Origin of the sequence: Hydrogenophaga sp. (genome assembly GCF_030656115.1) — a bacterium.
In the GTDB taxonomy this organism is placed as follows: Bacteria; Pseudomonadota; Gammaproteobacteria; order Burkholderiales; family Burkholderiaceae_C; genus Hydrogenophaga.
The window spans coordinates 134,528-161,040 of sequence record NZ_JAUSOO010000133.1; the positions used below are offsets into that span (position 1 = coordinate 134,528).

The window sequence follows — 26,513 nt, forward strand, 5'->3', positions numbered from 1 at the left end:
CGAAACCCGAGCCGATGCCTTCCACCTGGACGCAGACGCCGTCGTTGACGCGTCGCGCTTCTCCGTTGCGCTGGCTGGTTTTGCTGGCGGGAGCCTGGGGCGCGGTACGCCTGCTGCTGATGCACGCCGCTCAGCGGTTCTTCAAACGCTACGGACGTTGGCGCCGAGAGTTCGGACGTTGGCTGTTGCTCAAGGGGTCGGCAACGGCCCATGTGCTGGAGGCCTTGGTCATTCCCTGGATCGCTCTGGTGCTGGGTGCCCAGGCGCGACCGCAAGACCCGTTGTTCAGCGGTGCAGATTTTCCCTGGACTTGGCTTGGGGTGTGGCTGGTGGCGTTGCGCTACGGTTCGCTCTGGGCCGTGCCCGGGGTGCTGGCCTTTGTGCTGGTGTGGGGTCATGTCAATGGCTGGAACTGGGCTGCGTGGCCGCGCGCGTATTTTTTGGGTGGTGCGCTCACCACACTGCTCATTGGTGAGTTCACTTCTATGTGGCGTTCGCGCGCGACCGCTTACGCCGATATGCGCCAGGAACTGGAACACAACACCCAGGTACTGACCCGTCGGCTCTACCTGATGAAGCTCTCGCACGACGATTTGGAGGCCGAAATCGTTGAGCGCCCGGCCACGTTGCGTGACGCACTGCGCGACCTGCGGGCCACCATGAAGCTGCTGACCCGCCACGAGGACGATCCGATCCATGCCTTGCCCGGCGCGGGCAGCATCATGGCTTTTCTGGAGTCGCACTGCGCGCTCATGCGCGCAGGTATGTACCGCGTGCAATGGAAGGGCGGCTGGCAGTTGGAGGAGGTCGCTCGCCTGGGCCGTACGCGCAACCCGTCAGTACACGACCCGCTCTTTGTCGAGTCGCTGCGCTGGGACCGTTTGGTGCACCGCCAGATTGAGCAGGTTGATGATCTGGGCAGCGAGATGTTGGCCGCCTGCGTGTTGCGCGACGCGACGGGTGAGCCCTACGCGTTGCTGGCGGTGTTCCAGATGCCGCTTCTGTCTCTGACGGAAGACAACCTGCGCAAGCTCGGGGTGCTGTTCGAGTCTTATGGCGACTACCTGCATATCCTCGACCGCATTGGTAGCCTGGGGGCTGAGTTGCCCGAGGTGCCGCGTGAGTTGCTCGGTGAGTGTGAAAGCTGGATTCGGTTGGGCCAGCGCCATGGAGAGGTCAGCCAGTTGGTGGTCTGGCGCGCCCGCAGTGACGACGCCGAGTTGGCCGAGCAGGCGCTGCTGACTCTGCTGGAACGCCATGCGGTCGGCGCCAACGCCTGGGTCTGGCCGCCTGGCGCCCAAGGGGCTGAGCTGCGGTGCGTGGTGGTGGTGCTGGGCCTGGCCGACGCCTCGGCCATGCGTGGCTATGCGCGGCGCTTGCGTGGTGAAGTTGAGCAACTGTTGGGCGAGGAGGGGGTACGCACTTTGCGTCACCGCGCCCGCCCACTCGACAGCGCCGATGCGCTGCGTTGGCTGCGCGACGAGCTGAAGGAGCCAGCGCCATGATGCAGAACAAGGTCTTCTGGAGCGCGCTGATGGCCGAAATCCAGGCGGGGTTGGCGCTGTGGGCCGATCCCGGAGCCTACGGTGCGTGGATTGCGCTGGGTGCGCACGCCACGGCCGCTGGCCTGTTTGCTCTGGCGGCCTGGCGCTTGGCGCCTATGTCCTACCGCCAGCCCAAACTGCTGGTGCTGGCCATGCTGGCCAGCACCGGTTTCTTCATTCCTCTGGGGGGGCTGTTCATGGCCCTGGCGCTGTGGGTGGCCCACCGCCACCCCAAGGTGCTGGAGACAAAGGTGGGTCAGCCCATCAGGCCTTTCGAGTTTGTGGCGCTTGACGGCAGTGGGCAGTCGCTGAGCATGCTGCGCTTGCGCGATGCGCGACGCGCGCTATCGGGACACCAGCTCTCGGTCGATGAGCGGCTGCGTCTCTTGCTGGCGATGCAACACGTCTCACCGCGTGCCGTGGTGCCGCTGCTGCAAGACCTGCTGGGAGATCCGGTCGAAGACATTCGCTTGCTGGCCTACAGCATGCTAGACAACTGGGAGAAAACCAGTTCCGAGGGCATCATGCGTGCCCAGAAAGCGTTCGAGCACGCCAAAAATTCCAACGACAAAATGGCTGCGGCGCGCGCGCTGATGAATCTGGTGGATCTGCTGTGGTGGCAGATCGATGCCGGGCTGGTGCGTGGTGATTTGCGCCGCATGGCGCTGGTGCGCTGCAAGGACCGTTGCGAGAAGCTGCTCAAAGAGCAGCCGCAGCTGACCCAAGTCTGGCGCGTCTACGTACAGGTGTTGGTGGAGGAGGGCTCGTTCAACGCCGCCCACCGCGCTGTTTACCTCGCCGAGCGCGCCCGCATGCCGCAGAACTCGCTGCTGCAACTCAAAGCCATTGTGGCCCATGCTCAAGGCGATTGGGTGCGGTTGCGCATCGTTTGTCGCCGTTTCGACGCGCCCCGCAGCCTGCCTTCGCGTTGGCATGCGGTGGTCGCCTTTTGGTCGCGCCGCCATCCTTTGGCCACCGACATTTTGTTGCCATGAGTCCAGGCCAGCTGCTCCAAAGAGCCTGCCATCCCATTCGCACAACGGAAATGCCCCATGAGTTTTCCCTGGTTTTCCCGCGCACGGCCCAAGTCCATCGGCGAGCGCGAACCTGTCGCCGATGTCGGCCTGCTGCTCGAAGGTACTTTCCCTTACGTGGCTGGCGGTGTTTCAAGCTGGGTCAACCAAATCATTTGTGGCTTTCCCGACCTGACCTTCGCCATCTGTTTTCTGGGGTCGCGGCGCGAAGACTACGGCGAGCGCAAGTTTGCGCTGCCCGCCAATGTCACCCACATCAGCGAGTACTACCTGTACGACAGCCGCAAGCCCCCGGTGCTCACACCCCGCGACACCGACCCCGACATTCGAGCCTCTGTTGAGACGCTGCACCGCTATTTTCGGGACCCTGACGCTCACCAGGCCGAAGGCGCACAGGCCATGGAGTTGTTGGTCGGCGAGTTGCGCGGACGCCTCAACCACGAGCAGTTTCTGTACGCGCCAGCGAGCTGGGCCTACACCACCGACCAATACCAACGCCACTGCAGCGACCCCAGCTTCGTGGACTATTTCTGGACGGTGCGCACCATGCACGCGCCGATCTGGACCCTGGCCGAGGTGGTGGAGAAATTCCCGGCGGTGCGCTGCTACCACACCATCTCCACCGGCTACGCCGGGTTTTTGGGTGCCTTGCTCAAGCGGCGCTGGAACCGTCCGCTGATCCTCTCCGAACACGGTATTTACACCAAGGAGCGCAAGATCGACCTGTTTGCGGCGCGCTGGATTGCCGACAACCGCGACGTGCTCCAGCGCGATGCCACCGAGGCCGGCTACTTTCGCCAGCTTTGGATTCGGTTTTTTCAGGCACTGGGCAAGATTTGTTACGACTCCAGCGACCGCATCGTTGCACTCTATGAGGCCAACCGCCTGCGCCAGGTGCAAGACGGTGCCGACCCAGCGCGCACCTGCAACATCGCCAACGGCGTGGACGTACCACGCTTTGCAGCCCTGCGCGTGCTGCGCCCGGCTGAACCTCCGCCGGTGATGTGTCTGATCGGGCGCGTGGTGCCGATCAAGGACATCAAGGCCTACATCCGAGCCACCCGCATCGCTGTGGACCGCATGCCCGAACTGGAAGCCTGGATCGCTGGCCCTGAAGACGAAAGCCCCGAGTACGCGGCCGAATGCCGCGCGCTGGCCGAAGGCCTGGGTTTGAAGGACAAGGTCAAGTTCATGGGGTTTCAGAAACTCACCGACGTGTTGCCCAAGATTGGGTTGGTGGTGCTGTCCTCCATCAGTGAGGCGCTGCCGCTGGTGCTGCTGGAGGGTTACGCAGCGGGTGTGCCAGCTGTCACGACCGACGTCGGATCCTGTCGCCAACTCATCTACGGCCTCGAAGGTGAGGACGCTGCTCTGGGTGCCAGCGGCGAGGTGGTCGGCATCGCCGATTCGCAGGCCATGGCCGAGGCGATTGTGGGCTTGCTGGGCGACCCTGAGCGCTGGCACGCCGCCGCACGCGCTGGGATGGCCCGTGTCGAGACCTTTTACACCCACCCGACCATGTTTGGCCGCTACCGTGCCATCTATGACGAAGCGTTGGGCCGTGTGCCGGGGCAAGACGCGTTGACATCCCCCGTTGTGGTGCTGTGAGGAACCCCGATGGCTGGCATAGGTTTTGAACTGCGCAAGCTGCTGCGCACGGACAGCCTTTTCGGGCTGCTGCGGGCCTACGCCTACGCGGGCATCATCAGCGCCGGGCCCTGGATTCTGTCCATTTCGGGTCTCATCGCGATCGGCATTTTCTCGTCCAATGTGGCGGTTCCCAACATCCTGGTGACACAGTTCCAAGTCACGGTGACTTGGATCATGGCGCTCACACTGATTCTCACAGGGCCGCTGCAACTCTCCTTCACACGCTGGGTGTCCGACCGCCTGTTCGAGAAACGACAGGACATTGTGTTGCCCAACTTCGTGGGCGCCCTGCTGTTGGTGCAACTCGTGGCCGGGGGCTTTGCGTTGGTGTTTTTTGGATTGTTGGTCGAGGGCGCCACGCCGGTTTACCGTGCCGCTGCCATCGCCGGTTTTGTGGTCACTGCCGACATCTGGATCGCCACCATCTTTCTTAGCGGACTGAAATATTACAAAAGCATCGTTGCCCTGTTCACGCTGGGCTACGGGGTCTCGGTACTGGCCGCCTATCTGTTGCGCTCGCTGGGCACAGAGGGCTTGCTGGCGGGCTGGGTCGCGGGCCAGGCCATGATGCTGCTCGCCATGTTCACGTTGGTGGCGCGCAACTTTCGCTCTACCGAGTTTGTGCGATTGGACTTCCTCAAACCTGGCGCCATGTATCCGGCGCTGATCTGGATAGGGCTGCTCTACAACACAGCCATCTGGGCCGATAAGTTTGTCTTTTGGCTGCATCCCCTGACAGGCAGCACAGTGCTCGCACCCATGCGCGCCAGCGTGGTGTACGACCTGCCTATCTTCCTGGCCTACTTGAGCATCGTGCCGGGCATGGCGGTGTTTCTGATGCGTTTTGAGACCGATTTCGTGGACACCTATGACCGCTTCTACAACGGCGTTCGCGGCGGCGCCTCGTTGGGCGAGATCGCGCGGATGCGCGATCGCATGGCGCTGTCCATCCGCACCGGACTGGCTGACATATTCAAGGTCCAGGCGATCACACTGTTGGCTATGTCGGCGTTTGCTCCGACGATATTTGGCTGGTTTGGCATACCCACACTGCACTTGCCGCTGTTTTACGTAGACGCGGTGGCTGCCAGTTTTCAGGTGCTGCTGCTGGCGGTCATGAACGTGCTGTTTTACCTGGACCGGCGGCGTGAAAACCTCGTATTAATGGTTACGCTGGTGCTGAGCGTTCCGCTGCTTTCTTGGTTTTCGATTGGACTGGGCGCGCGCTTCTTCGGTTATGGCTTTGCGCTGGCTATGCTGTTGACCCTGTTGTTGGGTATTCAACTCATGAACCGGGTGCTGGGGCGGCTGGAATACGAAACCTTTATGTTGCAGTGAGGCTGCCTAGCCCTGACGGTTTTGCGTAAGTCCTGAGAAGTCAAGGTTGAACAAGGTTTTCAGCGGGAAATAAGCGATCAGCTGCTGTTTTTAGGTTCAACTTTCAGGGCTGTGCCAGGTAAGCGGCCCGCACTGCTTCGATGCGCTGCCGGTTGGCACCAAAGTCTTCTCTGCCCAGACGGCTGGCGCTGCGCAGCTCCACCACACCTGCCACCGGGTTGATCCAAAACTCCAGATCGTCCACAAATTTGAGCCATCGGGTTTGGGCTTGGGCGTACAGGTAGTCGGGTTGCTGCTCCACCACCGTCACGCCCGGCAGGTTTTGCAGCGCCGTTGACAAAGCGGCTACCGAAGCGAGCGCACCGCCGTTTTTCAGCGGCAGGGGCTCGATCAGGGCATGCGTTTTTTGCGGGTGTTCCGGGTACAGCGCGGCCTGGCTGCTGACGCTGTTGCGCGTGAGGGAGGGGGCTTTGAGGCGCCCGTCCTTCACACCCAGGTCGGTTGGCTGGGTGCCACGCAAGGCGCCCGCTTGGGCCGCCAGCAGGGCAACCCCAAGCAAAACGGGCAAGGCAATGGAAAACAGCTTCAGGGTATTCATGCTGTGCTCAGCGCTTGCCGCCAAACAGACCGCCCAGCACACCGCGCACAATCTGCCGCCCAATGCCGCTGGCCACACTGCGGGCCGCGGTTTTCGCCATGGTCTGCACCAGTCCGTCGTATTGGCCGCCGCGGGGCCCCGTGCGGCCAAAGAGGGCTTCGTTCACCATGCTGCCAATGCCACCGCCAGTGGTCTCAGGGGCTTGCGGTGCGCCCGGAATGCGCGTTGTCTTGGGGGTGCCGGCTGCAGTGTCTTCGGGGGCGCGCGCGGCCACGTGGGCCCGCAAAATTTCGTGGGCGCTTTCCCGATCCACCACCGCCTCGTAAACGCCCGCCACCAGCGAGCCTTGCAGCAGGGCTTGCCGCTGCGCGCTGGTGATGGGGCCGAGCTGGCTCCCCGGTGGCACCACAAACACGCGCTCGGTCTCGCAGGGGCGACCTTTGGTGTCGAGCAGGCTCACCAGTGCTTCGCCCACCGCCAGTTCGGTGATGGCGGCTTCAATGTCTAGGCCGGACTTGGGGCGCATGGTTTGCGCGGTGGCCTTCACCGCCTTCTGGTCGCGTGGGGTGAAGGCGCGCAGCGCGTGTTGCACCCGGTTGCCCAGTTGGCCGAGCACGCTGTCGGGAATGTCCAGCGGGTTCTGCGTCACGAAATACACGCCCACGCCTTTGGAGCGCACCAGTCGAACCACCAGTTCGATGCGCTCGATCAGCACCTTGGGCGCGTCGTTGAACAGCAGGTGGGCTTCGTCGAAGAAGAACACCAGCTTGGGCTTTTCGGGATCGCCAATTTCGGGCAAGGTTTCAAACAGTTCTGACAGCATCCACAGCAGGAAGGTGGCGTACAGGCGCGGCGCGTTCATCAGCTTGTCGGCCGCCAGGATGTTGACCACGCCTTTGCCGTCCACGGTCTGCATGAAATCCTCAATGTTCAGCATGGGTTCGCCATAGAACCGGTCGCCCCCTTGCTCCTCCACCTGCATCTGCCCGCGCTGGATGGCGCCGATGCTGGCGGCGCTCACGTTGCCGTATTCGGTGGTGAACTGCTTGGCGTTGTCACCCACGTGTTGCAGCATGGCGCGCAGGTCTTTCATGTCCAGCAGCAGCAGGCCGTTGTCGTCGGCAATCTTGAACACCAGGTTGAGCACACCGGCCTGGGTGTCGTTCAGGTTGAGCATGCGCGCCAGCAGCAGCGGGCCCATGTCGCTCACGGTGGCGCGTACCGGGTGGCCCTGCTCGCCAAACACGTCCCACAGCGTGGTGGGGCACGCCTGCGAAGCGGGCAGGGTGATGCCGCGCTCCTTCAGCACGGCGCTGAGCTTTTCGCTGAAGCTGCCGCGCTGGCTGATGCCGGTCAGGTCGCCCTTGACGTCGGCCATGAACACCGGCACACCGGTGTTGGAGAACTGTTCGGCCAGCGTTTGCAACGTCACTGTTTTGCCCGTGCCGGTGGCGCCAGTGATGAGGCCGTGGCGGTTGGCCAGGCTGGGCAACAGCTGGCAGGTGGTGTGGGCATTTTGGGCAATCAGCATCGGTTCGGCCATGTTGTCAGCTTCTTTCGGGTGTTGACGTGGGAGCGGGTTTGGGTCAATCGTAAAATCAAGGGCTTCTTATTAGATCAAACCCCCTGCGGGCATAAGGAATCTTTCGTGGCCGGACACAGCAAATGGGCAAATATTCAACACCGCAAGGGTCGTCAAGACGAAAAGCGGGGCAAGATCTGGACGCGTGTCATCCGGGAAATCACCGTGGCCGCGCGCCAGGGCGGCGGTGACCCGGCCATGAACCCCCGTTTGCGGCTGGCGATTGACAAGGCCAAGGCCGCCAACATGCCGGCCGACCGCATCAAATACAACGTCGACAAAGCTTCGGGCAACCTGGAAGGCCAGGCGCTGGAAGAGATTCGCTACGAAGGCTACGGCATTGGTGGCGCGGCGGTGATTGTGGACACCATGACCGACAACCGCGTGCGCACCGTGGCCGAGGTGCGCCATGCGTTCAGCAAGTACGGCGGCAACCTGGGCACCGATGGCTCGGTGGCGTTCCAGTTCAAACACTGCGGGCAGATCATTTTTGCGCCCGGCACCTCGGAAGACTTGGTGATGGAGGTGGCGCTGGAAGCCGGTGCTGAGGACGTGATCACGGACGACGACGGCGCCATTGAGGTGCTGACCGCTTACACCGACTTCGAAACGGTCAAAAATGCGCTGGAGGCGGCGGGCCTCAAGCCTGAGGTGGCCGAGGTGACGATGCGTGCTGAGAACACCATCGAGCTCACGGGCGAAGACGCCGCGCGCATGCAAAAGCTGCTGGACGTGCTGGAAGATCTGGACGACGTGCAGGAAGTGTTTCACAACGCAAGCATTTAGTGAGCTCCCCCGCCGCACTTCGTGCACGCCCCCAGGGGGCAGCGCGAAGCGGCCCGGCAAAGCCGGATCCACCTCGTTCTGTGTGGGCCATTGCGATTCGGCTGCATATGCTGGACGTATCAATGAATTTTGGAGAATGGTTTGAAAGTTTTGGTCATTGGCGGCGGAGGCCGCGAGCACGCGCTGGCGTGGAAATTGAAGCAGTCTGAAGGCGTGGAGCAGGTGTTTGTGGCACCCGGCAATGCCGGTACAGCGCGCGACGACCAGCTGGTCAACCTGCCCATCACCGACAAGGTGGCTTTGCGTGAATGGGCGCAGGCGCAAGGCATTGCGCTGACCGTTGTGGGGCCTGAAGCGCCCTTGGCAGCCGGTGTGGTGGATGAATTTCGTGCCCATGGTCTGGCCATTTTTGGTCCGACCCAAAAAGCCGCTCAGCTCGAAAGCTCCAAAGCTTTCTCCAAAGCCTTCATGCAGCGCCACGGTATTCCCACGGCCGAATACCAGGCCTTCACCGACCCGGTGCAGGCCCTTGCCTACGTGGATGCCAAGGGTGCGCCGATTGTGATCAAGGCCGACGGCCTGGCCGCAGGCAAAGGTGTGGTGGTCGCCATGTCGCTGGACGAAGCGCACGGGGCCATCGACTTCATGCTGCTGGACAACGCACTGGGCGTGGCGCACAACGAAGGTGGCGCGCGGGTGGTCATTGAAGAGTTTCTGGAAGGCGAAGAAGCCAGCTTCATCGTGTTGTGCGATGGCGAGCATGCCTTGGCGCTGGCCACCAGCCAGGACCACAAGCGCTTGCTGGACGCCGACCAAGGCCCCAACACCGGGGGCATGGGCGCGTATTCACCGGCCCCCGTGGTCACGCCGGCGGTGCACCAGCGGGCGATGGACGAGGTGATCTTGCCGACGCTGCGTGGCATGGCCGCCGACGGCATTCCTTACACCGGCTTCTTGTACGCCGGTCTCATGATCACGCCCGATGGCCGCGTGAAAACGCTGGAATTCAACTGCCGCATGGGCGACCCCGAAACCCAGCCGATTCTGATGCGTCTGCAAAGCAATTTGGCGCAGGTGCTGCTGGCCGCCACCCGCGCCGAGCTGGACCGCGTGACCCTGGAATGGGACCCCCGCGTGGCGCTGGGCGTGGTGCTGGCTGCGGCCGGTTACCCCCTGAGCCCTCGCAAAGGCGACACCATCACCGGCCTGCCCGCCGACGAAGCCGACCGCATGGTGTTTCATGCCGGCACCAGCGAAGCCAACGGCGCCGTGCTCACCTCCGGCGGCCGCGTGCTGTGCGCCACCGTGCTGGCACCCACCGTGGCCGATGCGCAGCGCAGCGCCTATGCGCTGATCGATGGCATCCGTTTTGACGGCATGCAGTACCGCCGAGACATCGGTTACCGGGCGCTTTGAACGTTTGCCTCCAACCGCCGTTTCCGGCTTGGTGCTGCGGTACCCAGTACATTCCATTTTTATGAACAACCCGACCCAAGACGTTCGCGACTATCTGACCGATCTGCAGGAACGCATCACCTCCACCGTGGCGCTGGTCGATGGCGGCCAGTTTCTGGTGGACAAATGGAAGAAACCGGTTGGCGAGACTCTGCAAGGCAGCGGCATCACGCAGATCCTGGAAGACGGTGCGGTGTTTGAGCGCGCCGGCTGCGGGTTTTCGCATGTGAGCGGGCCGCGCCTGCCGCCTTCAGCCACCCAGCACCGCCCGGAGCTGTCGGGCGCGCCTTTTGAGGCCATGGGCGTGTCGCTGGTGTTTCACCCGCGCAACCCCTACTTGCCCACGGTGCACATGAATGTGCGCATGATCGCGGCGGCCCCGGCCGGTGGCGAGCCGGTGTGCTGGTTCGGTGGCGGTATGGATCTGACCCCGTATTACGGGTTTGAGGAAGATGCGGTGCACTTCCACACCACCTGCAAAAACGCCCTGGATCCGTTCGGCGTGGACAAATTCCCCCGCTTCAAGACCTGGTGCGACGAATATTTTTATCTCAAACACCGCGACGAGCAGCGCGGCATTGGCGGTGTGTTTTTTGACGACTTTTCCGAACTCGGTTTTGACGGCAGTTTTGCCATGATGACCTCAGTGGGCGATGCCTTTCTGGATGCCTACCTGCCCATCGTGGACCGCCGCAAGAACATGCCCTATGGCGAGCGCGAGCGCAGTTTTCAGCTGTACCGGCGCGGCCGTTATGTGGAGTTCAACCTGGTCTGGGACCGGGGCACGCACTTCGGGCTGCAATCGGGTGGGCGCAGTGAGTCCATTTTGCTGTCCATGCCACCGCTGGTGAGTTGGGCTTACAACCGACAGAGCAAAAAAGGCACGCCCGAAGACCGCCTGTACAAGGAATTCCTGGTTCGCAAGGACTGGGTTTGAACCGCGTGCCAACCGGCTCCCCTTCCGCTGATGTGTCTTCTGCAGGCGCACGGCCCTTGCGTGTGGGTATGTTTGGAGGCGCGTTCGATCCGCCGCACTGGGCGCACCGCGCCCTGGCCGAGGCGGCGCTGGGCCAGCTGGGGCTGGACATGCTGCACATTCTGCCTACGGGGCAGGCCTGGCACAAATCGCGGGTGCTGACGCCTGCCAAGCACCGGTTGGCTATGTGCGAACTGGCGTTTGGAGACTTGCCTCGCACGCGAATGGATGCGCGCGAAATTCAACGCCAAGGCCCCAGTTACACGGCTGACACTTTGCGAGAGCTGGCTGGTGAATACCCGCAGGCCCAGCTCTTTCTGGTGTTGGGTGCCGACCAGCTATTGGCATTCAAAAGCTGGGTGCGCTGGTCCGACGTTTTGGAGCAGGCCACCTTGGCGGTGGCCAACCGTGCCGTCAACATCGGGGCCAACGGGGCCCTTGATCAGGTTCAGGAAATGGACCTGTCGGCCGTCGATTTGCCCTTTGAGCGCTTGCAAATGCCGCTCAAAAACATCAGCGCCACAGCCGTGCGCGCCCACGTTGAACGACCCGTGAGCCGCAGCGGCGCGCTCGACGTTTTGGTGCCCGAGGCCGTCGCAGGCTATATTTCACACCATCACCTTTATCAGAAGCATTCATGACCAGCGAAACCACCGCCAAAAAAGACATCCAAAAACTTCAACGGGCCATCGTCGATGGACTCGAGGACGTCAAGGCCCAGGACATCGTGGTTTTCAACACGGAAAAACTCTCGCCCCTGTTTGAGCGCGTCATTGTGGCCAGCGGCACATCCAACCGCCAGACCAAGGCACTCGCTGCCAGCGTGCGCGATGCCGTGCGCGAAGCGGGTTTTGACAAGCCGCGCATTGAGGGCGAAGACAACGGTGAATGGATCATCGTCGACTGCGGTGCAGCCGTTGTCCACGTGATGCAGCCGGTCATTCGCCAGTATTACCGCCTGGAAGAAATCTGGGGCGCCACGCCAGTCCGTCTGAAGCACGGAGCACCCAAGCCAGCGGTGGCTGAAAAGCCTGCCACCAAAACCAGCAAGCGCAAGGCTGCAGCGCCTGTGAAAGCGGTCGCTGCGAAAACCGTGGCACGTACCGCTGCCAAATCTGCTGCCAAGACTGCAGCCGAAGCGCCTGTGGTGAAAACCGGCCTCAAGGCAACGGCCAAGACAGCAGCCGTCAAAACCACGGCTGCCAAGAAAACCACCACCGCCCGCAAGACGGCCACCGGTACCGCTGCCGCCCAGCCCAAGGCCACGCTGCAAAAACTGGTGGTGAACAAGCCACGCGCCACCGCCAAGCCGGCCGCCAAAGCTGCCCCTAAAGCCGCTCCCAAAGCGGCTGCAAAGCCCGCGGCCAAGAGCGCGCCCAAAGCCGCAGCCAAACCGGCCGTCAAGAAAAAGGCATGAAACTGCTGATCGTCGCGGTCGGGCAAAGGGTGCCTGACTGGGCTCAAACTGCCTACGACGATTACGCCAAGCGCTTTCCGCCCGAGCTTCGGGTGGAGCTCAAAACCGTCAAAACCGAGCCGCGTGGCTCCAAAACGCTGGACACGCTGCTGGCCGCCGAGCGCGAGCGCATCCAGGCGGTGCTGCCGCGTGGCTGCCGCGTGGTGGTGTTGGACGAGCGCGGCACCACGCTGACCACCAAAGCGCTGGCGCAGCAACTGCAGCAATGGCAGCTGGACAGCGACGATGTGGCGCTGGTGATTGGCGGCCCCGATGGGCTGGAGCCTGCTTTTCGGGCGGCGGCGCACCAGCGCATCCGCCTGTCAGACCTCACGCTGCCGCACGCCATGGTGCGTGTGCTGTTGATTGAGCAGCTCTACCGCGCCTGGTCGGTGAACGCGAACCACCCGTACCACCGGGAGTGAAACCGGTGCCTGCCCTGTGGCATTGGGCCTGCCGCTGCGTAGGAGGTGCGCCTTGTCGCCGCACGGCTCCATGCCGACTTTCTGCACTTTTCCACCCGAAACACCATGTCTGACTTCATCTACCTGGCCTCTCAAAGCCCGCGCCGCCTGCAGTTGCTGGCGCAATGGGGCGTGCGCTGCGAACAGCTGCTGCCCGACGTCGACGAAGACGTTGAATCGCTCGAAGCCGTGGCGCCCGGCGAAGCGCCAGCGGCGTATGTGCAGCGCGTGACCGGCCTGAAGCTGCAGGCCTCGTTGGCGCGGCTCCAGCGCCGTGGGCTGCCCCGTGCGCCAGTGTTGTGCGCCGACACCACGGTGGCGCTGGGGCGACGCATTCTGGGCAAGCCGGTCGACGCAGCCGACGCGTGCCAGATGCTGGCCGATCTGGCCGGGCAACGCCACCGGGTGTTGACTGCCGTGGCGGTGGGCCGCCCGGGCGCGCACGGTGCCAAAAGCTGGGCGGCGCTGTCCACCTCGTGGGTTGTGTTTGAGCCGCTGAGCGCTGCGCAGATACGCCGCTATGTGGATTCTGGAGAGCCGATGGGCAAGGCAGGGGCCTATGCCATTCAGGGCCGCGCTGCGTTGTGGGTGAGCCACATCAGCGGCAGTTATTCAGGCATCATGGGATTGCCTGCACATGAAACCGCGCAGGTGTTGGGCGCCGCGGGCGTGCATCTGTTCTGACGACACCAGTCATCAAAAGATACCGAGACAAACCATTCATATGACCCAGGACATCCTGATCAATTGGGCGCCACAGGAAACCCGCGTGGCGGTGGTAGAGCAGGGGGCGGTGCAAGAAGTCCACCTGGAGCGCACGCTGGAGCGTGGGCTGGTGGGCAATATTTACCTGGGTAAAGTGTCACGGGTGCTGCCGGGCATGCAGTCTGCTTTCATCGACATTGGGCTGGACCGGGCGGCGTTTCTGCATGTGGCCGACCTGATGCCCAACATAGCCGCCAAACACGCCGCGCCACGCGATCGCTTGGCCAACGTGTCGGCGGCAGAACCGTCGGCGCAACCGGCTGCAACGAGCGGCAACCCCCGAGTTCTCACACCCAATCCGGTGTTGCCCATTGAGCGCCAGATTTTTGAGGGGCAGGCGCTGATGGTGCAGGTGCTCAAAGACCCGATCGGCACCAAGGGTGCACGCCTGACAGCGCAAATCAGTATTGCCGGGCGCTTGCTGGTGTTTCTGCCGCAAGACAGCCACATTGGCGTGTCGCAGAAAATACCGTCTTCCCAGCGCGATGCGCTGCGCCAGCGGCTGCTGCGGTTGACAGCCTCCGCCGACGGAAGTGCCGCTGGTGGCTTTATCTTGCGAACGAACGCCGAAGACGCGAATGATGAGGAACTGATTGAGGACACCGCCTATTTGCGCAAGACCTGGCTGCGCATCAAGGAGGCGGCCACGCGCCAGCCAGCGGCGACGCTGTTGCACGAAGACCTGAATTTGATGCAGCGCGTGTTGCGCGACCTTGTCGGCACACAAACCCAGTCGATCCGCATCGACTCGCGCGAACAGCACGGCCTGCTGCAGGCGTTCGCCGCCGAATTCATGCCCGATACAGTCCGCAAACTGCAGCACTACAGCGGTGAGAGACCTATTTTTGACCTCTACAACGTCGATGAAGACATTGCCCGTGCGCTCAGTCGCCGGGTGGAGTTGAAGTCGGGCGGTTACCTGGTGATCGACCAGACCGAAGCGCTCACCACGGTGGATGTGAACACAGGTGGCTATGTGGGCGCCCGGAACTTTGACGACACCGTGTTTCGCACCAATCTGGAGGCGGCGCAGACCATTGCGCGGCAACTGCGCCTGCGAAACCTGGGGGGCATCGTCATTGTCGACTTCATCGACATGGTGCGCGAAGACCACCGGGACGCGGTACTGACCGAATTCCGCAAACAACTCGCCCGGGACCGGGTCAAAACCATGACGGGCGGCTTCTCCCAGCTGGGGTTGGTGGAGATGACCCGCAAACGCACCCGCGAGTCGTTGGCCCACATGCTCAGCGAGCCATGCCCGGCGTGCAGCGGCAAAGGCGTGGTGAAAACCGCGCGCAGTGTGTGCTACGACGTGTTGCGGGAAATTCTGCGCGAGGCGCGAGCCTTCAATCCGCGCGAGTTTCGGGTGGTGGCTTCTCCCAAGGTGGTGGAGCTGTTTCTGGACGAAGAAAGCCAGCACCTGGCGGGTTTGAGCGATTTCATCGGCAAGCCCATTTCCTTGCAGGCCGAAAGCTCGATGACGCAGGAGCAATACGACATCGTGTTGCTTTGAATTCCCCCTGCGCCGCTGCGCGGCTTCCCCCCTGGGGGGAACCACGCCTGTGGCCCGGCGAAGCCGGTTCCACGGTGTGTGCTGGGTTGGGGCACGTGCTCCGGTCAGGTGCCTGGGTTGGCTTCAGTCGTGTTCGGTTCGGGCGAGAAACCCTGCGCGTGCAGGCGTGCGTAGAGCCCGTCGGCGCGCATCAGTTGCTGGTGGGTGCCTTGTTCGCTGATCTGACCGTCGGCCAGCACGACCACCCGGTCGGCGTGCTCAATGGTGGACAGGCGGTGTGCAATGACCAGCGTGGTCCGGCCTTTCATCAAACGGGACAGTGCGTCCTGCACCAGCCGCTCTGACTCGTTGTCGAGCGCCGAGGTGGCTTCGTCCAGGATCAGGATCGGAGCATCTTTGTAGATGGCGCGGGCAATGGCCAGCCGTTGGCGCTGGCCACCCGAGAGTTCGGCCGCGTTGTGCCCTACGGTGCTGTGGATACCCTGTGGCAAACGGGCAATCAGATCGCCCAGGTTGGCCGACTGCAGGGCCGCAAGGACGCGCGCCTCGTCAATGGCATCGTCGGTCGATCCCAGGGCCACGTTGGCGGCCAGCGTGTCGTTGAGCATCACCACGTCCTGGCTGACCATGGCGAACTGCTGGCGCAGGCTGGGCAGGCTCCAGTCGGGCAGAGGAACACCGTCCAGACGCACCACACCGCTGTGCACTTCAACAAACCGGGGCAGCAGGTTGGCCAGTGTCGTCTTGCCCGAGCCCGACGGCCCGACAAAAGCCAGCACCTCGCCTGGCGCGATGCGCAGGTGGATGCCGCGCAGGGCGGTGCGGCTGTCCTCATCGGCCGCACCTAGTGCCGTGCCGTCTTTGGCGGGGTAGCGCACCCACACGTTGTCCAGCTCAATGGCGCCGAGCGCACGGGCAGCGGTGTGGGTGCCACCGGTCTGCACGGGGGTGTTCTCAATCAGGTCCAGCCCACGTTCGAGCGCTGTCAGACCCCGAGTGATGGGCCCCGCGATTTCTGCGAGGTGCCGTATGGGGGTGATCAGCATCAGCATGGCGGTGACAAACGCCACAAAGTTGCCCACGGTGATGCCGGTGCGGCTGCTTTGCCACAGCGCCACCGCAATCACGGCCGAGAGTGCTGTGGCGGCGAGCAACTGCGTTAGCGGTGTCATGGCGGCCATGGCCACGGTCGACTTGAGAGCCAGCCGGCGCAGCGCCAGACTCAGGTGGTCAAAGCGCTGGGCCTGGCGTTCCTGGGCGCCGTGCAGACGCACCATGCGGTGGGCCAGTGCGTTTTCTTCCACCACGTAGGCCAATTCGTCGGTGGCCTGCTGGCTGGCTCGGGTGAGTTTGTACAGCCGGCGCGAGAGCACCCGCATGATCAGGATCAAGCCTGGAAACAGCAGCAGCACGATCAGGGTGAGCTTCCAGTTCAGGTACATCAAATAACCGAGCAGGGCGAGCAGCGTGAGGCTGTCTTTGGTCAGGGTCAGCATGGCGGCCACCAACATGGTGGAGCCGGTCTGCACCTCGTACACCAGGGTGTTTGAAAGCTTGCTGGCGCTTTGCCGGGCAAACAGCGTCATTTGCGCTTCATTCAGCTTGACGAACATGGCCCGGCGCATGTTCAGCATGCCCAGGCTGGCCGTGTACGACAGGGCGTACTGGGCCACAAAACCCGCCATCCCGCGCACGCCAAACAAACCCAGCAGCGCCACGGGCACCATCCAGAGGTCGATCTTGCCTTGGGCAAATCCGCGGTCCAGCAAGGTTTTGAGCAGGGCTGGGATCAGGGGTTCGGTGAGCGCTCCGACCAGCGTGGCCACGGCCGCCATCACGATACCGGTGCGTGCAGCGCGGAAGTACGGCCATAACCGTTTCAACCGTTGCAGCACGGTATCGGTCGGGATGGGCATGAGCGAGATGGGCGTGGAAGTCAACGGATGGCGATCAAAAATTTCGGAACTTGAGGAACGTTTCGGCCCATCGGGGAGTCGGAAATCGGAAGTTCGCTGTGGATGGGGTGTCTCTTGGGCAACCGCTTGGCGTTGCGCACATCTTGTCACGGGTCTCGTATAGGTGTCCGTTATTATCGGTTGCAGTGGCGCAACCGGTCCCAATTGGGATCTGCGAGTGCTTGATCAATACCTCAAAGGATGCTGGATTTGACCCGATTTGACCTCAGACTTTCGGCCCAACGGCGCACGGTGTTGGGCGCTATGGCTGCTTTGCCCCTGCTCTCCTGGCCGCTTCGCGATGCTCGCGCACAGTTTCGAGTGGAAGTCTCTGGCGTAGGTTTGACTCAGTTCCCGTTTTCGGCGGTGAGCTTTCGCGGCAATGATGGGGCCGGTCAGGACATCGCCGCCATCGTGCGCGCCGACCTGGAGCGCAGCGGCCAGTTCCGGTTTGTGCCACCGGTCACGGGCGGGCTGGACGAAACCTCCCGCCCTGAACTCGCCCCTTGGCGCGACAAAGGCGCCGATTCCCTGCTCACCGGCAGCGTGATGCGCTTGGCCGATGGCCGTTTTGATGTGCGCTTCAGGCTCTGGGATGTGGTGCGCGGTCAAGACTTGGGCGGTCTTAGCTACCCGGTGTCGGTGCAAGAGCTGCGGCTGGCCGCACACCGCGTTGCCGACCATGTGTACGAAAAGATCACCGGCGAAAAAGGCGTGTTTTCCACGCGCATCGCTTATGTGACCAAGGCCGGCCCGCGCTACACCCTGTGGGTGGCCGACGCCGACGGCGAAAACGCCCGGGCCGCACTGACCAGCCCAGAGCCCATCATCTCCCCCAGTTGGGCGCCGAACGGTTCGCAGTTGGCCTACGTGTCGTTTGAAGCGCGCAAGCCCGTGATCTACGCGCACGACGTGGCCTCAGGCAAGCGCCGACTATTGGCCAATTTCAAAGGTTCAAACAGCGCACCCGCCTGGTCGCCTGACGGTCGCCAGTTGGTGGCTACCTTGTCGCTTTCGGGCAACGCGCAGGTGTATGCCATGGACGTCAACGGCGGTCAGCCTCGCCGCCTCACCCAGACGGCCAGCATCGACACCGAACCTGTGTTCAGCGCCGACGGAAAGAGCATCTATTTCGTCAGCGACCGCGGCGGCTCGCCCCAGATCTACCGCATGGGTGCGCAAGGCGGTAACGCCGAGCGTGTGTCCTTTGTGGGCAACTACAACATCTCGCCAGCGCTCAGCTCCGATGGGCGTTGGCTGGCTTTCATTTCACGCGTCAACGGGGCCTTTCGTCTGCACGTGATGGAACTTGCCAGCGGCACCGTCACGGCACTCACCGACAGCGCCGCAGACGAAAGCCCCAGCTTTGCCCCCAACAGTCGCATGATCATTTACGCCACGCGTGACAAAGGCCAAGAGGCGCTGATGACCACCAGTGTGGATGGCCGTATTAAAACCCGTCTGGCAGGTTCACAAGGCGATATCCGCGAGCCTGAATGGGGCCCATTCTTGCGTTGACCAATGTCGATAACCCACAGCCACACTGTTGTGCATTTGCCTTCCCTATCCTTACTTCGTCACCATTCCAAGAGGACATCACATGTTCAAAGAAAACCGTAACACCGCTGATCTGGACCGGGCCTCCGGCGCATCGTCTGTTCGCCGACCGTTCGTTCCTCGCTGGACGGGCGTGTTCGCCGTGACTTTCGTGGCAGCCACACTGGCAGCCTGTGGTTCCAACGTGAAGCTGGATGATGTGCCCGTTGAAGACCGCAGCAGCATGGTGAGCACATTGCCACAGGCCCCAGGCACAACCGGTACGGGCGCTGCTGTCGATCAGCGTGGGGTCTCTGGTGTCGAAGTGGCTGGCGGCGATGTGGCTCAGCCCACCGCGATGGTGCGCACCGTGTATTTTGATTACGACAGTTTTGTTGTGCGCCCCGAATTTGCCGCGACGCTGGAAGCGCACGCGAAATACTTGGCGGCCAACAGCCGCCTTCGGGTGGCGCTCGAGGGTCACACGGATGAACGTGGTGGGCGCGAGTACAACCTTGCACTCGGTCAGAAGCGGGGCGAAGCTGTTCGGCGGGCGCTGTCGTTACTGGGTGTGAACGAAGCCCAGATGGAGGCGGTGAGTTTTGGTGAAGAAAAACCCGCCGTGGTTGGCTTTGATGAAGCTGCTTTTGCCAAAAATCGCCGGGTTGAGTTGACCTACCGTTGAATGCCATGCTGTCCATGATCCGTGCTGTTTCTCCCGTGCTCTCGTCCTTGCTGTTGGGGGCTTCGGTGTTGTGGCCGCTGCAGGCGCACGCTTTGTTTGGTGATGACGAGGCGCGCAAAGCCATCATCGATTTGCGTCAAAAAGTGGACGTTAACCGTCAGGCGGCCGATGCCGCTGCGTTAGAAGCCCGTGAGGGTCAGGCTGTGACACGGCGCAGCTTGCTGGATCTCGCGAACCAGTTGGAACAGTTGCGTGCCGAGTTGGCCCGCTTGCGCGGTCAGAACGAGCAGCTGTCGCGCGAAGTGTCTGAGCTACAACGCCTGCAAAAAGATGTGCAGACCGGCTTGGACGAGCGCTTGCGCCAAGTTGAGCCTCTGCGCGTCACCCACGACGGCGTGAGCTTCACCTCTGCGCCAGCGGAAAAACGCGATTTTGATGCCGCCATGGAGGTGCTTCGTCGCTCCGAGTTTGAAGCGGCAGCCATGGCCTATACCGTTTTTTTGCGTCGGTACCCCGTCAGTGGGTACGCTCCTTCGGCCTTGTACTGGCTGGGCAATGCGCAATACGCAATCCGTGCCTACAAAGAATCGATTGACAGTCATCGGATGCTTGCCACACAGTTTCCCAACCACTTGCGTGCACCTGAAGCCATGCTGGCCATGGCCAACAGTCAGATTGAGCTCAAGGATGCCAAAGCCGCGCGCCGTACCCTGGAAGATTTGGTCAAAGCCTATCCCGAGTCCGAAGCTGCTGCAGCCAGTCGCGAGCGCCTTGCTCGGCTGCGTTAAATCGAGATTGTTCTCTATAAACAACTTCCGGGAAACGACGGCCTGATTCTCCGAATGTGCCCAGTACCACGGGTACCCTCATTTGATTCAAAGGAAGTTCAAAGCAGTCAGATGACTGTCGCGGATGAACGTATCCGACGGGTTGCCGACACCAGATTTATGCCGAAACCAACAGCCGTTCACATGAACAGAATGGGTAGCGCGTTGTCTGTGCGCAAAGCAAGACAGAGGGCGGCGGCTTACGCGAGCACACCAAGCCGCGAAAGCCAGAATCCTATCCTGGGTTGAAAATCCTGCAGGCGTTCGCTCGCAGCAACGTCAAGCAGAACGAACAAGTCAGTGCCTTCGCGTATGCCGGGTTTTTTGTCTTTGAAGCCGGATAGGTCTTCAGCTTCAAAGTACCTCGCTGGCGAAGTCCGCTAGGCGTGAGCGTTCACCGCGCGCCAGTGTGATGTGCCCACCGTGTGGCCATCCTTTGAAACGGTCCACGGCGAATGTGAGACCCGATGAGCCCTCTGTGAGATAAGGCGTATCGATCTGGGCCAGGTTGCCCATGCAGATGATCTTGGTGCCGGGCCCCGCGCGGGTGATCAAGGTTTTCATCTGCTTGGGTGTCAGGTTTTGTGCCTCGTCAATGATCACATACTTGTTCATGAACGTGCGCCCGCGCATGAAGTTCATGCTCTTGATCTTGACCCGGCTACGCACCAGCTCGTTGGTGGCAGCTCGGCCCCATTCGCCAGCGTTGCCGCCGTCACCTTTGGCCAGAAACTCCAGGTTGTCGTCCAGGGCGCCCATCCAGGGTCCCATTTTTTCTTCTTCGGTGCCCGGCAGGAATCCGATGTCTTCACCCACGCTCACCGTCGCGCGGGTCATGATGATCTCGGTGTAACGGCGGTCGTCCAACACCTGCGTGAGACCGCTGGCCAGGGCCATCAGCGTCTTGCCTGTGCCCGCCGTGCCTGCCAGTGTGACAAAGTCGATCTCGGGGTCCATCAGTAGGTTGAGGGCAAAGTTCTGCTCGCGGTTGCGGCTCGTCACGCCCCATACGGCGTTCTTCAGGTGGGTGTAGTCCTTGAGTGTCTTGAGCACGGCAGTCTTGTCGCGGATTTCTGTCACCCTGGCGTACAGTGAAGGCTCGCCAGGCGCTTCAAAGTAAACAAACTGGTTGATGTAGAACTGCCCCACGGTGGGACCGCTGACGCGGTAAAACGTGTGGCTACCGCTGGCCCAGCTTTCAATGGTTTTGCTCTGGCGTGTCCAAAAGTCTTGTGGCAAAGCCAGAGCGCCGGGGTACAACAGCTCGCCGTCATCCAGCGTCTTGTCGTTTTCGTAATCTTCCGCGGCCAGACCCAGTGCGCGTGCCTTCACACGCATGTTGATGTCTTTGGACACCAGGATCACCTCGCGCTTCGGGTACTTGCCGCGCAGGGCATGCACCACGCCCAGAATTTGGTTGTCCGCCTTGCCCTGGGGCAAGCTGGAGGGTAACTGCGCGTCCAGGGGTTCGGTCTGGAAGAAAAGCAAGCCCTTGGCCGACTGGTGTCCGGTGGCCGAGAGCTTGAGTCCCTTGGTCATGTCACCACCCCGCTGGGCCACCAGTGCGTCCAGCGTGCGGCTGGTCTGGCGGCCGTTACGGGCCACTTCAGTCATGCCTTTCTTGTGCCCATCGAGCTCTTCAAGCACGATCATGGGCAGGAATATGTCGTGTTCCTCAAATCGGAACAGGCTCGTGGGGTCGTGCAGCAGCACATTGGTGTCGAGTACGAACAGGCGATTGGCACCCAGGGTGCCGGACTTGCTGCGGGCAGCACGACGGTTGCTGGCAATGGGTGAGGGTCTCTTGCCGGGGTCGCTGGTGCGAGGCGGGTTGCTTGCCTGGCTGTCTTCGTCGATGGATGTGACTGTGTGCACGGGTTCTGACATGGGCTCAGAGCGAGATACAGCCTTGGCAGATACATCCTCTGCAATCAAGCGGGCGGGCATCTCTGGGGAATGCGTTTTGCGGCTACGCGATTTGGAGCGTGCGTTGCTGGGTGCCGATGCAGATTCGGGTTCAGCCGATCGGATCGGAGCTCCGCTGACGGCCGCTGGCGTGAGGGTTTCACGCACCAATGCCAAGTCCATAGGCTCATCGGCCGCTTTGCGGTTGTATGCATTGGGTGAGAGCAAGGAGGCACGTTTGGAGGGGGCTGGTGGCAGTGGCATAGCGAGCGTGTTTGTTCAGCGCAACATCAGAAAACAAAAAGCCGCCAGGGTGGCCGGGCGGCTTTCAGGGCTGCTGAGGATTTGGGGAGCTGGGAGCGAATGGACTTCCTCGTGTCATGAATTCATTATGCATGACAGCTGTGACGGTTTCGATCCGGTGCGGATCGGACAATCACAAGGCCTTGTAATTCGATCAACCCAATTTTTTCAGTGTTTTCACGGCCTTGAGAACCTCCTCCACATGGCCTGGAACTTTGAGGCCGCGCCATTCTTGGGCGAGTACGCCGTCAGGGCCGATCAGAAAAGTGCTGCGCTCGATACCCTTAACTTTTTTGCCGTACATGATCTTATTTTTGACCACGCCGAACATATGGCACATTTTTTCTTCTGTGTCAGCGATCAACTCGAACGGGAGTTCAAGCTTGGTTTTGAAGTCGTCGTGGGACTTCATGTTGTCGCGCGAGACGCCAAATACCTGAGCGCCCGCTTTGACAAAGTCTTTGTACTTGTCACGGAACTGCATGGCTTCCGTGGTGCAGCCCGGGGTATTGTCTTTGGGATAAAAATACAAAACCACCGTTTGCCCAAGGTGCGTTTGGTTGCTGACCTTGATGCCGCCGGTGGCCTGAGATTCAAATTCGGGAATGGGTTTATTGACAACGACTGCCATACTGCATGGACCCCTGACGTAAGTTGGTGGTGATTCGTTGGCTTGTGCTCAGCTACACGGGCTCCCGTTGGCAGCTGTGGCGCACGGGAGGCAGGCCAGGAAACAATCCGGTATTTTAACCCCGAACCGCTTTTGGGGACAGTCCCAGGCGTCCAGCGACCGAATGGAGCCCCGTAGCGGGCACGAAACGGCTCCATGTGGGTGGGCTGGACAGCCTCTCAGCCTCTCAGCCACACAGTGCGCTCGCCTGCATGCTTGGTTTTTCGGATCTGATGGCTTCAGTCTTCCATCAGCAGGGCCGCCACGACCCGCCTACCTTCGCTCGCCAGAATGTTGTAGGTGCGGCAAGCGGCTGCGGTGTCCATGGTTTCGATGCCAATTCGCTGCCCCATCAGGCTGCGCAGCAGTGCTGGCGGCAGAAAACGCAGTTTGGAGCCGCTGCCGAAAATCACCAGTTCGGGCGTTTCCGGCATGATGTTGGACAACGTCGAAAAATGCGCTTCGGTCAGGTCTTCAAAACGGTTGCAAGCCCAGGGCACCAATTGGCCCGATGAGGTGAGCACGATGCTTTGGGTGTGGCGCTGCCCATTGACGGCGATCCAGCCTTCGCCGTAGGCTGTGATGGACTGGCTGTCCAGTTTGTCGGCGTGCAGTTTCATGACGTGATGGCTCGGGCAACTGAGGTGTGGCTTGGCAAGGGTGGTGCGCCGTTGGGGCGTACGGATGCGGTGCAGAACTGTGGTCAAATTACAGGTTTTCCCTGCTACTGACCCGTAATGTAACGCTCGGCCAACCTGCCCTGGGTGGGTGTGCCGCTTGACCCCTGACTCCCCTTGGGAGGAACTTTGAAAACCATCCAGAAATCCGCCAAGCTCGCCAACGTCTGCTATGACATCCGGGGCCCCATCATGGACGCTGCGCGTCAGATGGAGGAAGAGGGTCACAAGATCATCAAGCTCAACATCGGCAATTTGGCGGTGTTTGGATTTGATGCGCCGGAGGAGATCCAGCAGGACATGATTCGTAACCTGCCGAACTCGGCGGGTTACTCGGACAGCAAGGGTATTTTTGCGGCGCGCAAGGCGGTGATGCACGAAACGCAGAAGCAGGGCGTCAAAGGGGTGACCTTGGACGACATTTACCTGGGCAACGGAGCAAGCGAGTTGATTGTGATGGCCACCAACGCTTTGCTGGACAACGGCGATGAGTTGCTGTTGCCGTCGCCCGACTACCCGCTTTGGACGGCCGCCGTGAGCCTTTCAGGCGGCACGCCGGTGCATTACCGGTGCGACGAAGCCAACGGCTGGATGCCCGATCTGGACGATATTCGCCGCAAGATCACCCCCGCCACCAAAGGCATCGTGGTGATCAACCCCAACAACCCGACCGGCGCGTTGTATTCTGACGCGCTCCTCAAGTCCATCGTCGAACTGGCCCGTCAACATGGACTGGTCATTTTTGCTGACGAGGTTTACGACAAGGTGCTGTACGACGGTGTCAAGCACACCGCCATGTCCAGCCTGTCCGAAGACGTGCTGACGCTGACCTTCAACTCGTTATCGAAGAGCTACCGCTCGTGCGGTTACCGTGCAGGTTGGCTGGTGGTGTCGGGCAACAAAAAGCCCGCCAAGGATTACATTGAGGGCCTGAACATGCTCTCGAACATGCGCCTGTGTGCCAACGTGCCGGGGCAGTGGGCCATCCAGACCGCGCTGGGCGGTTACCAGAGTATCAACGACTTGGTCTGTGAGGGCGGTCGCTTGCGCCGTCAGCGCGACCTGGCTTACGAACTGATCACTGCCATTCCAGGGGTGAGCTGTGTCAAGCCCTCTGCAGCGCTGTACATGTTTCCTCGACTTGACCCCCAGATGTATCCGGTGGAGGACGATCAGCAGCTGTTCCTGGAACTCCTGCAGGAAACGCGTGTGATGCTGGTACAAGGTTCGGGTTTCAATTACCCGGACAACCAGCATTTCCGTATTGTGTTCTTGCCACACGAGGATGACTTGCGCGAGGCCATTGGCCGCGTAGCCAAGTTTTTTGAAGGCTGGCGCAAACGCCACGGCAGCTGATTTAACTGAATTCCATTCAAGCAACGACCGATATGAAACCGATTCAAGTAGGCCTTCTGGGCATAGGTACCGTGGGCAGCGGCACGTTCAACGTGCTCAAGCGCAATCAGGAAGAGATCAAGCGCCGCGCTGGCCGCAGCATTGAAATTACCATGGTGGCCGATTTGGATGTGGCCCGCGCGCAGTCCCTGGTGGGGCCGGGCGTGCAGGTGGTGAACGATGCTCGCGCCGTGATCGCCAATCCTGAGATCGACATCGTGATCGAGCTGATCGGTGGTTACGGCATCGCCAAGGCGCTGGTGATGGAAGCCATTGCTGCCGGCAAGCACGTGGTCACCGCCAACAAGGCGCTGCTGGCTGTGCACGGCACCGAGATCTTTGCCGCGGCTTCGGCCAAGGGTGTGATGGTGGCGTTTGAAGCGGCCGTGGCCGGTGGCATTCCCATCATCAAGGCGCTGCGTGAAGGGCTGACCGCCAACAGCATCCAGTGGATCGCCGGCATCATCAACGGCACCACCAATTTCATCCTGTCCGAGATGCGCGACAAGGGCCTGGACTTTGACGTTGTGCTGAAAGAGGCGCAGCGTCTGGGCTATGCCGAAGCCGATCCGACGTTCGACATTGAAGGTGTGGACGCAGCGCACAAGGTCACGCTCATGAGCGCCATTGCTTTCGGCATCCCGGTGCAGTTTGACAAGGCGTATGTGGAGGGCATCACAAAGCTTGGAGCCGCCGACATCAAATATGCGGAACAACTGGGCTACCGCATCAAGCTGCTGGGTATCACCAAGCGCACAGCCCAGGGCATTGAGTTGCGTGTGCACCCCAGCCTGGTGCCCACCAAGCGCCTGATTGCGAACGTGGAAGGTGCCATGAACGCCGTGGTGGTGCAGGGCGATGCCGTGGGCACCACGCTGTATTACGGCAAGGGCGCTGGCAGCGAACCCACGGCCAGTGCCGTCATCGCCGACCTGGTCGACATCACCCGACTGCACACGGCCGACCCGCACCACCGCGTGCCGCACCTGGCCTTCCAGCCCGACGCCATGAGCGACCTGGCGGTGTTGCCCATGAGCGAGGTGGTGACGAGCTATTACCTGCGGCTGCGCGTGGCGGACGAAGCTGGTGTGTTGGCCAAGGTGACCGGTTTGCTGGCAGACGCCGGCATCAGCATCGACGCGGTGCTGCAACGCGAGGCCGATGAAATTGGTGGAGAGGGTTCGACCCAGACCGACGTCATCATCCTCACGCACGACACCCGCGAAGGCACGTTGGACGGTGTGCTGGCGCAAATGCAGGCGCTGCCTTCGGTGTTGGCACCGATCACGCGCATCCGCAAAGAGGAACTGAATTAACTCCCCCGCGTCGTCTGCGACGCCACCTCCCATGGGGCAATGCCTGTGGTCCGGCGAAGCCGGTTCCGCGGCATTCTGGG

Annotated in this window: 23 protein-coding genes; 17 read left to right on the forward strand and 6 right to left on the reverse strand. The window is 61.7% G+C overall.

The features are described 5' to 3' along the window. The first annotated feature begins 14 nt into the window (after positions 1-14). The 4 genes from Q7J58_RS17815 to pelG are packed head-to-tail and all read left to right on the forward strand — an operon-like array spanning position 15 to position 5,566. The gene (locus tag Q7J58_RS17815; RefSeq protein WP_304830874.1) at positions 15-1,505 is read left to right on the forward strand and encodes a hypothetical protein; all 1,491 of its coding nucleotides are present in this window, start codon (positions 15-17) and stop codon (positions 1,503-1,505) included. Continuing rightward, positions 1,502-2,539: a hypothetical protein gene (locus Q7J58_RS17820; RefSeq protein WP_304830876.1), complete on the forward strand. Its 1,038-nt coding sequence runs from the start codon at positions 1,502-1,504 to the stop codon at positions 2,537-2,539. The genes Q7J58_RS17815 and Q7J58_RS17820 overlap by 4 nt, the downstream gene beginning before the upstream one ends. 57 nt (positions 2,540-2,596) lie before the next feature. Continuing rightward, positions 2,597-4,186, forward strand: a complete 1,590-nt coding sequence (pelF, locus tag Q7J58_RS17825) for a GT4 family glycosyltransferase PelF (protein ID WP_304830878.1) — start codon at positions 2,597-2,599, stop codon at positions 4,184-4,186. Between the two features lie 9 nt (positions 4,187-4,195). After that, complete coding sequence (gene pelG, locus Q7J58_RS17830; RefSeq protein WP_304830880.1) at positions 4,196-5,566, forward strand: exopolysaccharide Pel transporter PelG; 1,371 nt, start codon at positions 4,196-4,198, stop codon at positions 5,564-5,566. A 103-nt stretch (positions 5,567-5,669) separates the two neighbouring features. Here the strand turns inward: pelG and Q7J58_RS17835 are convergent, their stop codons facing one another. Both Q7J58_RS17835 and Q7J58_RS17840 read right to left on the reverse strand, forming a co-directional pair. After that, positions 5,670-6,164, reverse strand: coding sequence for a DUF1499 domain-containing protein (locus tag Q7J58_RS17835; RefSeq protein ID WP_304830882.1), 495 nt, complete (start codon positions 6,162-6,164; stop codon positions 5,670-5,672). A 7-nt stretch (positions 6,165-6,171) separates the two neighbouring features. Continuing rightward, positions 6,172-7,707 (reverse strand): helicase HerA-like C-terminal domain-containing protein, encoded by a 1,536-nt coding sequence (locus Q7J58_RS17840; RefSeq protein WP_304830884.1) that lies wholly within the window; start codon positions 7,705-7,707, stop codon positions 6,172-6,174. 105 nt (positions 7,708-7,812) lie between these two features. Between Q7J58_RS17840 and Q7J58_RS17845 the strand changes: the two genes are divergently transcribed. The 8 genes from Q7J58_RS17845 (at position 7,813) to Q7J58_RS17880 (ending at position 15,164) form a co-directional block, all read left to right on the forward strand. Further along, entirely contained in the window at positions 7,813-8,532 is a 720-nt protein-coding gene (locus Q7J58_RS17845) for a YebC/PmpR family DNA-binding transcriptional regulator (protein ID WP_304830886.1), read from the forward strand. A gap of 141 nt (positions 8,533-8,673) precedes the next feature. Continuing rightward, positions 8,674-9,948, forward strand: coding sequence for a phosphoribosylamine--glycine ligase (gene purD, locus Q7J58_RS17850; RefSeq protein WP_304830888.1), 1,275 nt, complete (start codon positions 8,674-8,676; stop codon positions 9,946-9,948). Between the two features lie 61 nt (positions 9,949-10,009). Continuing rightward, the gene (gene hemF / locus Q7J58_RS17855; RefSeq protein WP_304830890.1) at positions 10,010-10,924 is read left to right on the forward strand and encodes an oxygen-dependent coproporphyrinogen oxidase; all 915 of its coding nucleotides are present in this window, start codon (positions 10,010-10,012) and stop codon (positions 10,922-10,924) included. Positions 10,925-10,929: 5 nt separating this feature from the next. Beyond that, positions 10,930-11,604, forward strand: a complete 675-nt coding sequence (gene nadD / locus Q7J58_RS17860) for a nicotinate (nicotinamide) nucleotide adenylyltransferase (RefSeq protein WP_336623508.1) — start codon at positions 10,930-10,932, stop codon at positions 11,602-11,604. Next, entirely contained in the window at positions 11,601-12,380 is a 780-nt protein-coding gene (rsfS, locus tag Q7J58_RS17865; RefSeq protein ID WP_304830893.1) for a ribosome silencing factor, read from the forward strand. Before nadD ends, rsfS begins: the two co-directional genes overlap by 4 nt. Continuing rightward, on the forward strand, positions 12,377-12,844 hold the full coding sequence (gene rlmH / locus Q7J58_RS17870; RefSeq protein ID WP_304830895.1) for a 23S rRNA (pseudouridine(1915)-N(3))-methyltransferase RlmH: 468 nt from the start codon (positions 12,377-12,379) through the stop codon (positions 12,842-12,844). The genes rsfS and rlmH overlap by 4 nt, the downstream gene beginning before the upstream one ends. Before the next feature lie 105 nt (positions 12,845-12,949). Continuing rightward, positions 12,950-13,567, forward strand: coding sequence for a Maf family protein (locus Q7J58_RS17875; RefSeq protein WP_304830897.1), 618 nt, complete (start codon positions 12,950-12,952; stop codon positions 13,565-13,567). A 40-nt stretch (positions 13,568-13,607) separates the two neighbouring features. Continuing rightward, positions 13,608-15,164 (forward strand): Rne/Rng family ribonuclease, encoded by a 1,557-nt coding sequence (locus tag Q7J58_RS17880; protein ID WP_304830898.1) that lies wholly within the window; start codon positions 13,608-13,610, stop codon positions 15,162-15,164. A 104-nt stretch (positions 15,165-15,268) separates the two neighbouring features. Here Q7J58_RS17880 and msbA read toward each other — a convergent pair whose 3' ends face one another. Beyond that, complete coding sequence (gene msbA / locus Q7J58_RS17885) at positions 15,269-17,080, reverse strand: lipid A export permease/ATP-binding protein MsbA (protein WP_304830936.1); 1,812 nt, start codon at positions 17,078-17,080, stop codon at positions 15,269-15,271. A 303-nt stretch (positions 17,081-17,383) separates the two neighbouring features. Here msbA and tolB point away from each other — a divergent pair, with 303 nt between their 5' ends. The 3 genes from tolB (at position 17,384) to ybgF (ending at position 20,128) form a co-directional block, all read left to right on the forward strand. Continuing rightward, on the forward strand, positions 17,384-18,637 hold the full coding sequence (gene tolB, locus Q7J58_RS17890) for a Tol-Pal system beta propeller repeat protein TolB (protein WP_304830900.1): 1,254 nt from the start codon (positions 17,384-17,386) through the stop codon (positions 18,635-18,637). Positions 18,638-18,719: 82 nt separating this feature from the next. Beyond that, a complete protein-coding gene (gene pal, locus Q7J58_RS17895; RefSeq protein WP_304830902.1) occupies positions 18,720-19,340 on the forward strand; it encodes a peptidoglycan-associated lipoprotein Pal in 621 nt (206 codons plus the stop codon). A gap of 5 nt (positions 19,341-19,345) precedes the next feature. Then, the gene (gene ybgF / locus Q7J58_RS17900; RefSeq protein ID WP_304830904.1) at positions 19,346-20,128 is read left to right on the forward strand and encodes a tol-pal system protein YbgF; all 783 of its coding nucleotides are present in this window, start codon (positions 19,346-19,348) and stop codon (positions 20,126-20,128) included. A 393-nt stretch (positions 20,129-20,521) separates the two neighbouring features. Here the strand turns inward: ybgF and Q7J58_RS17905 are convergent, their stop codons facing one another. The 3 genes from Q7J58_RS17905 to Q7J58_RS17915 all read right to left on the reverse strand — a co-directional run bounded on the left by Q7J58_RS17905 (position 20,522) and on the right by Q7J58_RS17915 (position 23,665). After that, complete coding sequence (locus Q7J58_RS17905; RefSeq protein ID WP_304830906.1) at positions 20,522-22,336, reverse strand: PhoH family protein; 1,815 nt, start codon at positions 22,334-22,336, stop codon at positions 20,522-20,524. 193 nt (positions 22,337-22,529) lie between these two features. Then, positions 22,530-23,006: a peroxiredoxin gene (locus Q7J58_RS17910; RefSeq protein WP_304830908.1), complete on the reverse strand. Its 477-nt coding sequence runs from the start codon at positions 23,004-23,006 to the stop codon at positions 22,530-22,532. A 278-nt stretch (positions 23,007-23,284) separates the two neighbouring features. Beyond that, positions 23,285-23,665: an Mth938-like domain-containing protein gene (locus Q7J58_RS17915; RefSeq protein WP_304830910.1), complete on the reverse strand. Its 381-nt coding sequence runs from the start codon at positions 23,663-23,665 to the stop codon at positions 23,285-23,287. 186 nt (positions 23,666-23,851) lie between these two features. On the opposite strand from Q7J58_RS17915, the gene Q7J58_RS17920 reads away from it, so the two are divergent. Then, positions 23,852-25,078 carry a pyridoxal phosphate-dependent aminotransferase gene (locus Q7J58_RS17920; protein ID WP_304830911.1) on the forward strand — a complete coding sequence of 409 codons (1,227 nt, stop codon included), beginning with the start codon at positions 23,852-23,854 and terminating at the stop codon, positions 25,076-25,078. Between the two features lie 32 nt (positions 25,079-25,110). Beyond that, complete coding sequence (locus tag Q7J58_RS17925) at positions 25,111-26,433, forward strand: homoserine dehydrogenase (RefSeq protein WP_304830913.1); 1,323 nt, start codon at positions 25,111-25,113, stop codon at positions 26,431-26,433. Positions 26,434-26,513 lie beyond the last annotated feature (80 nt).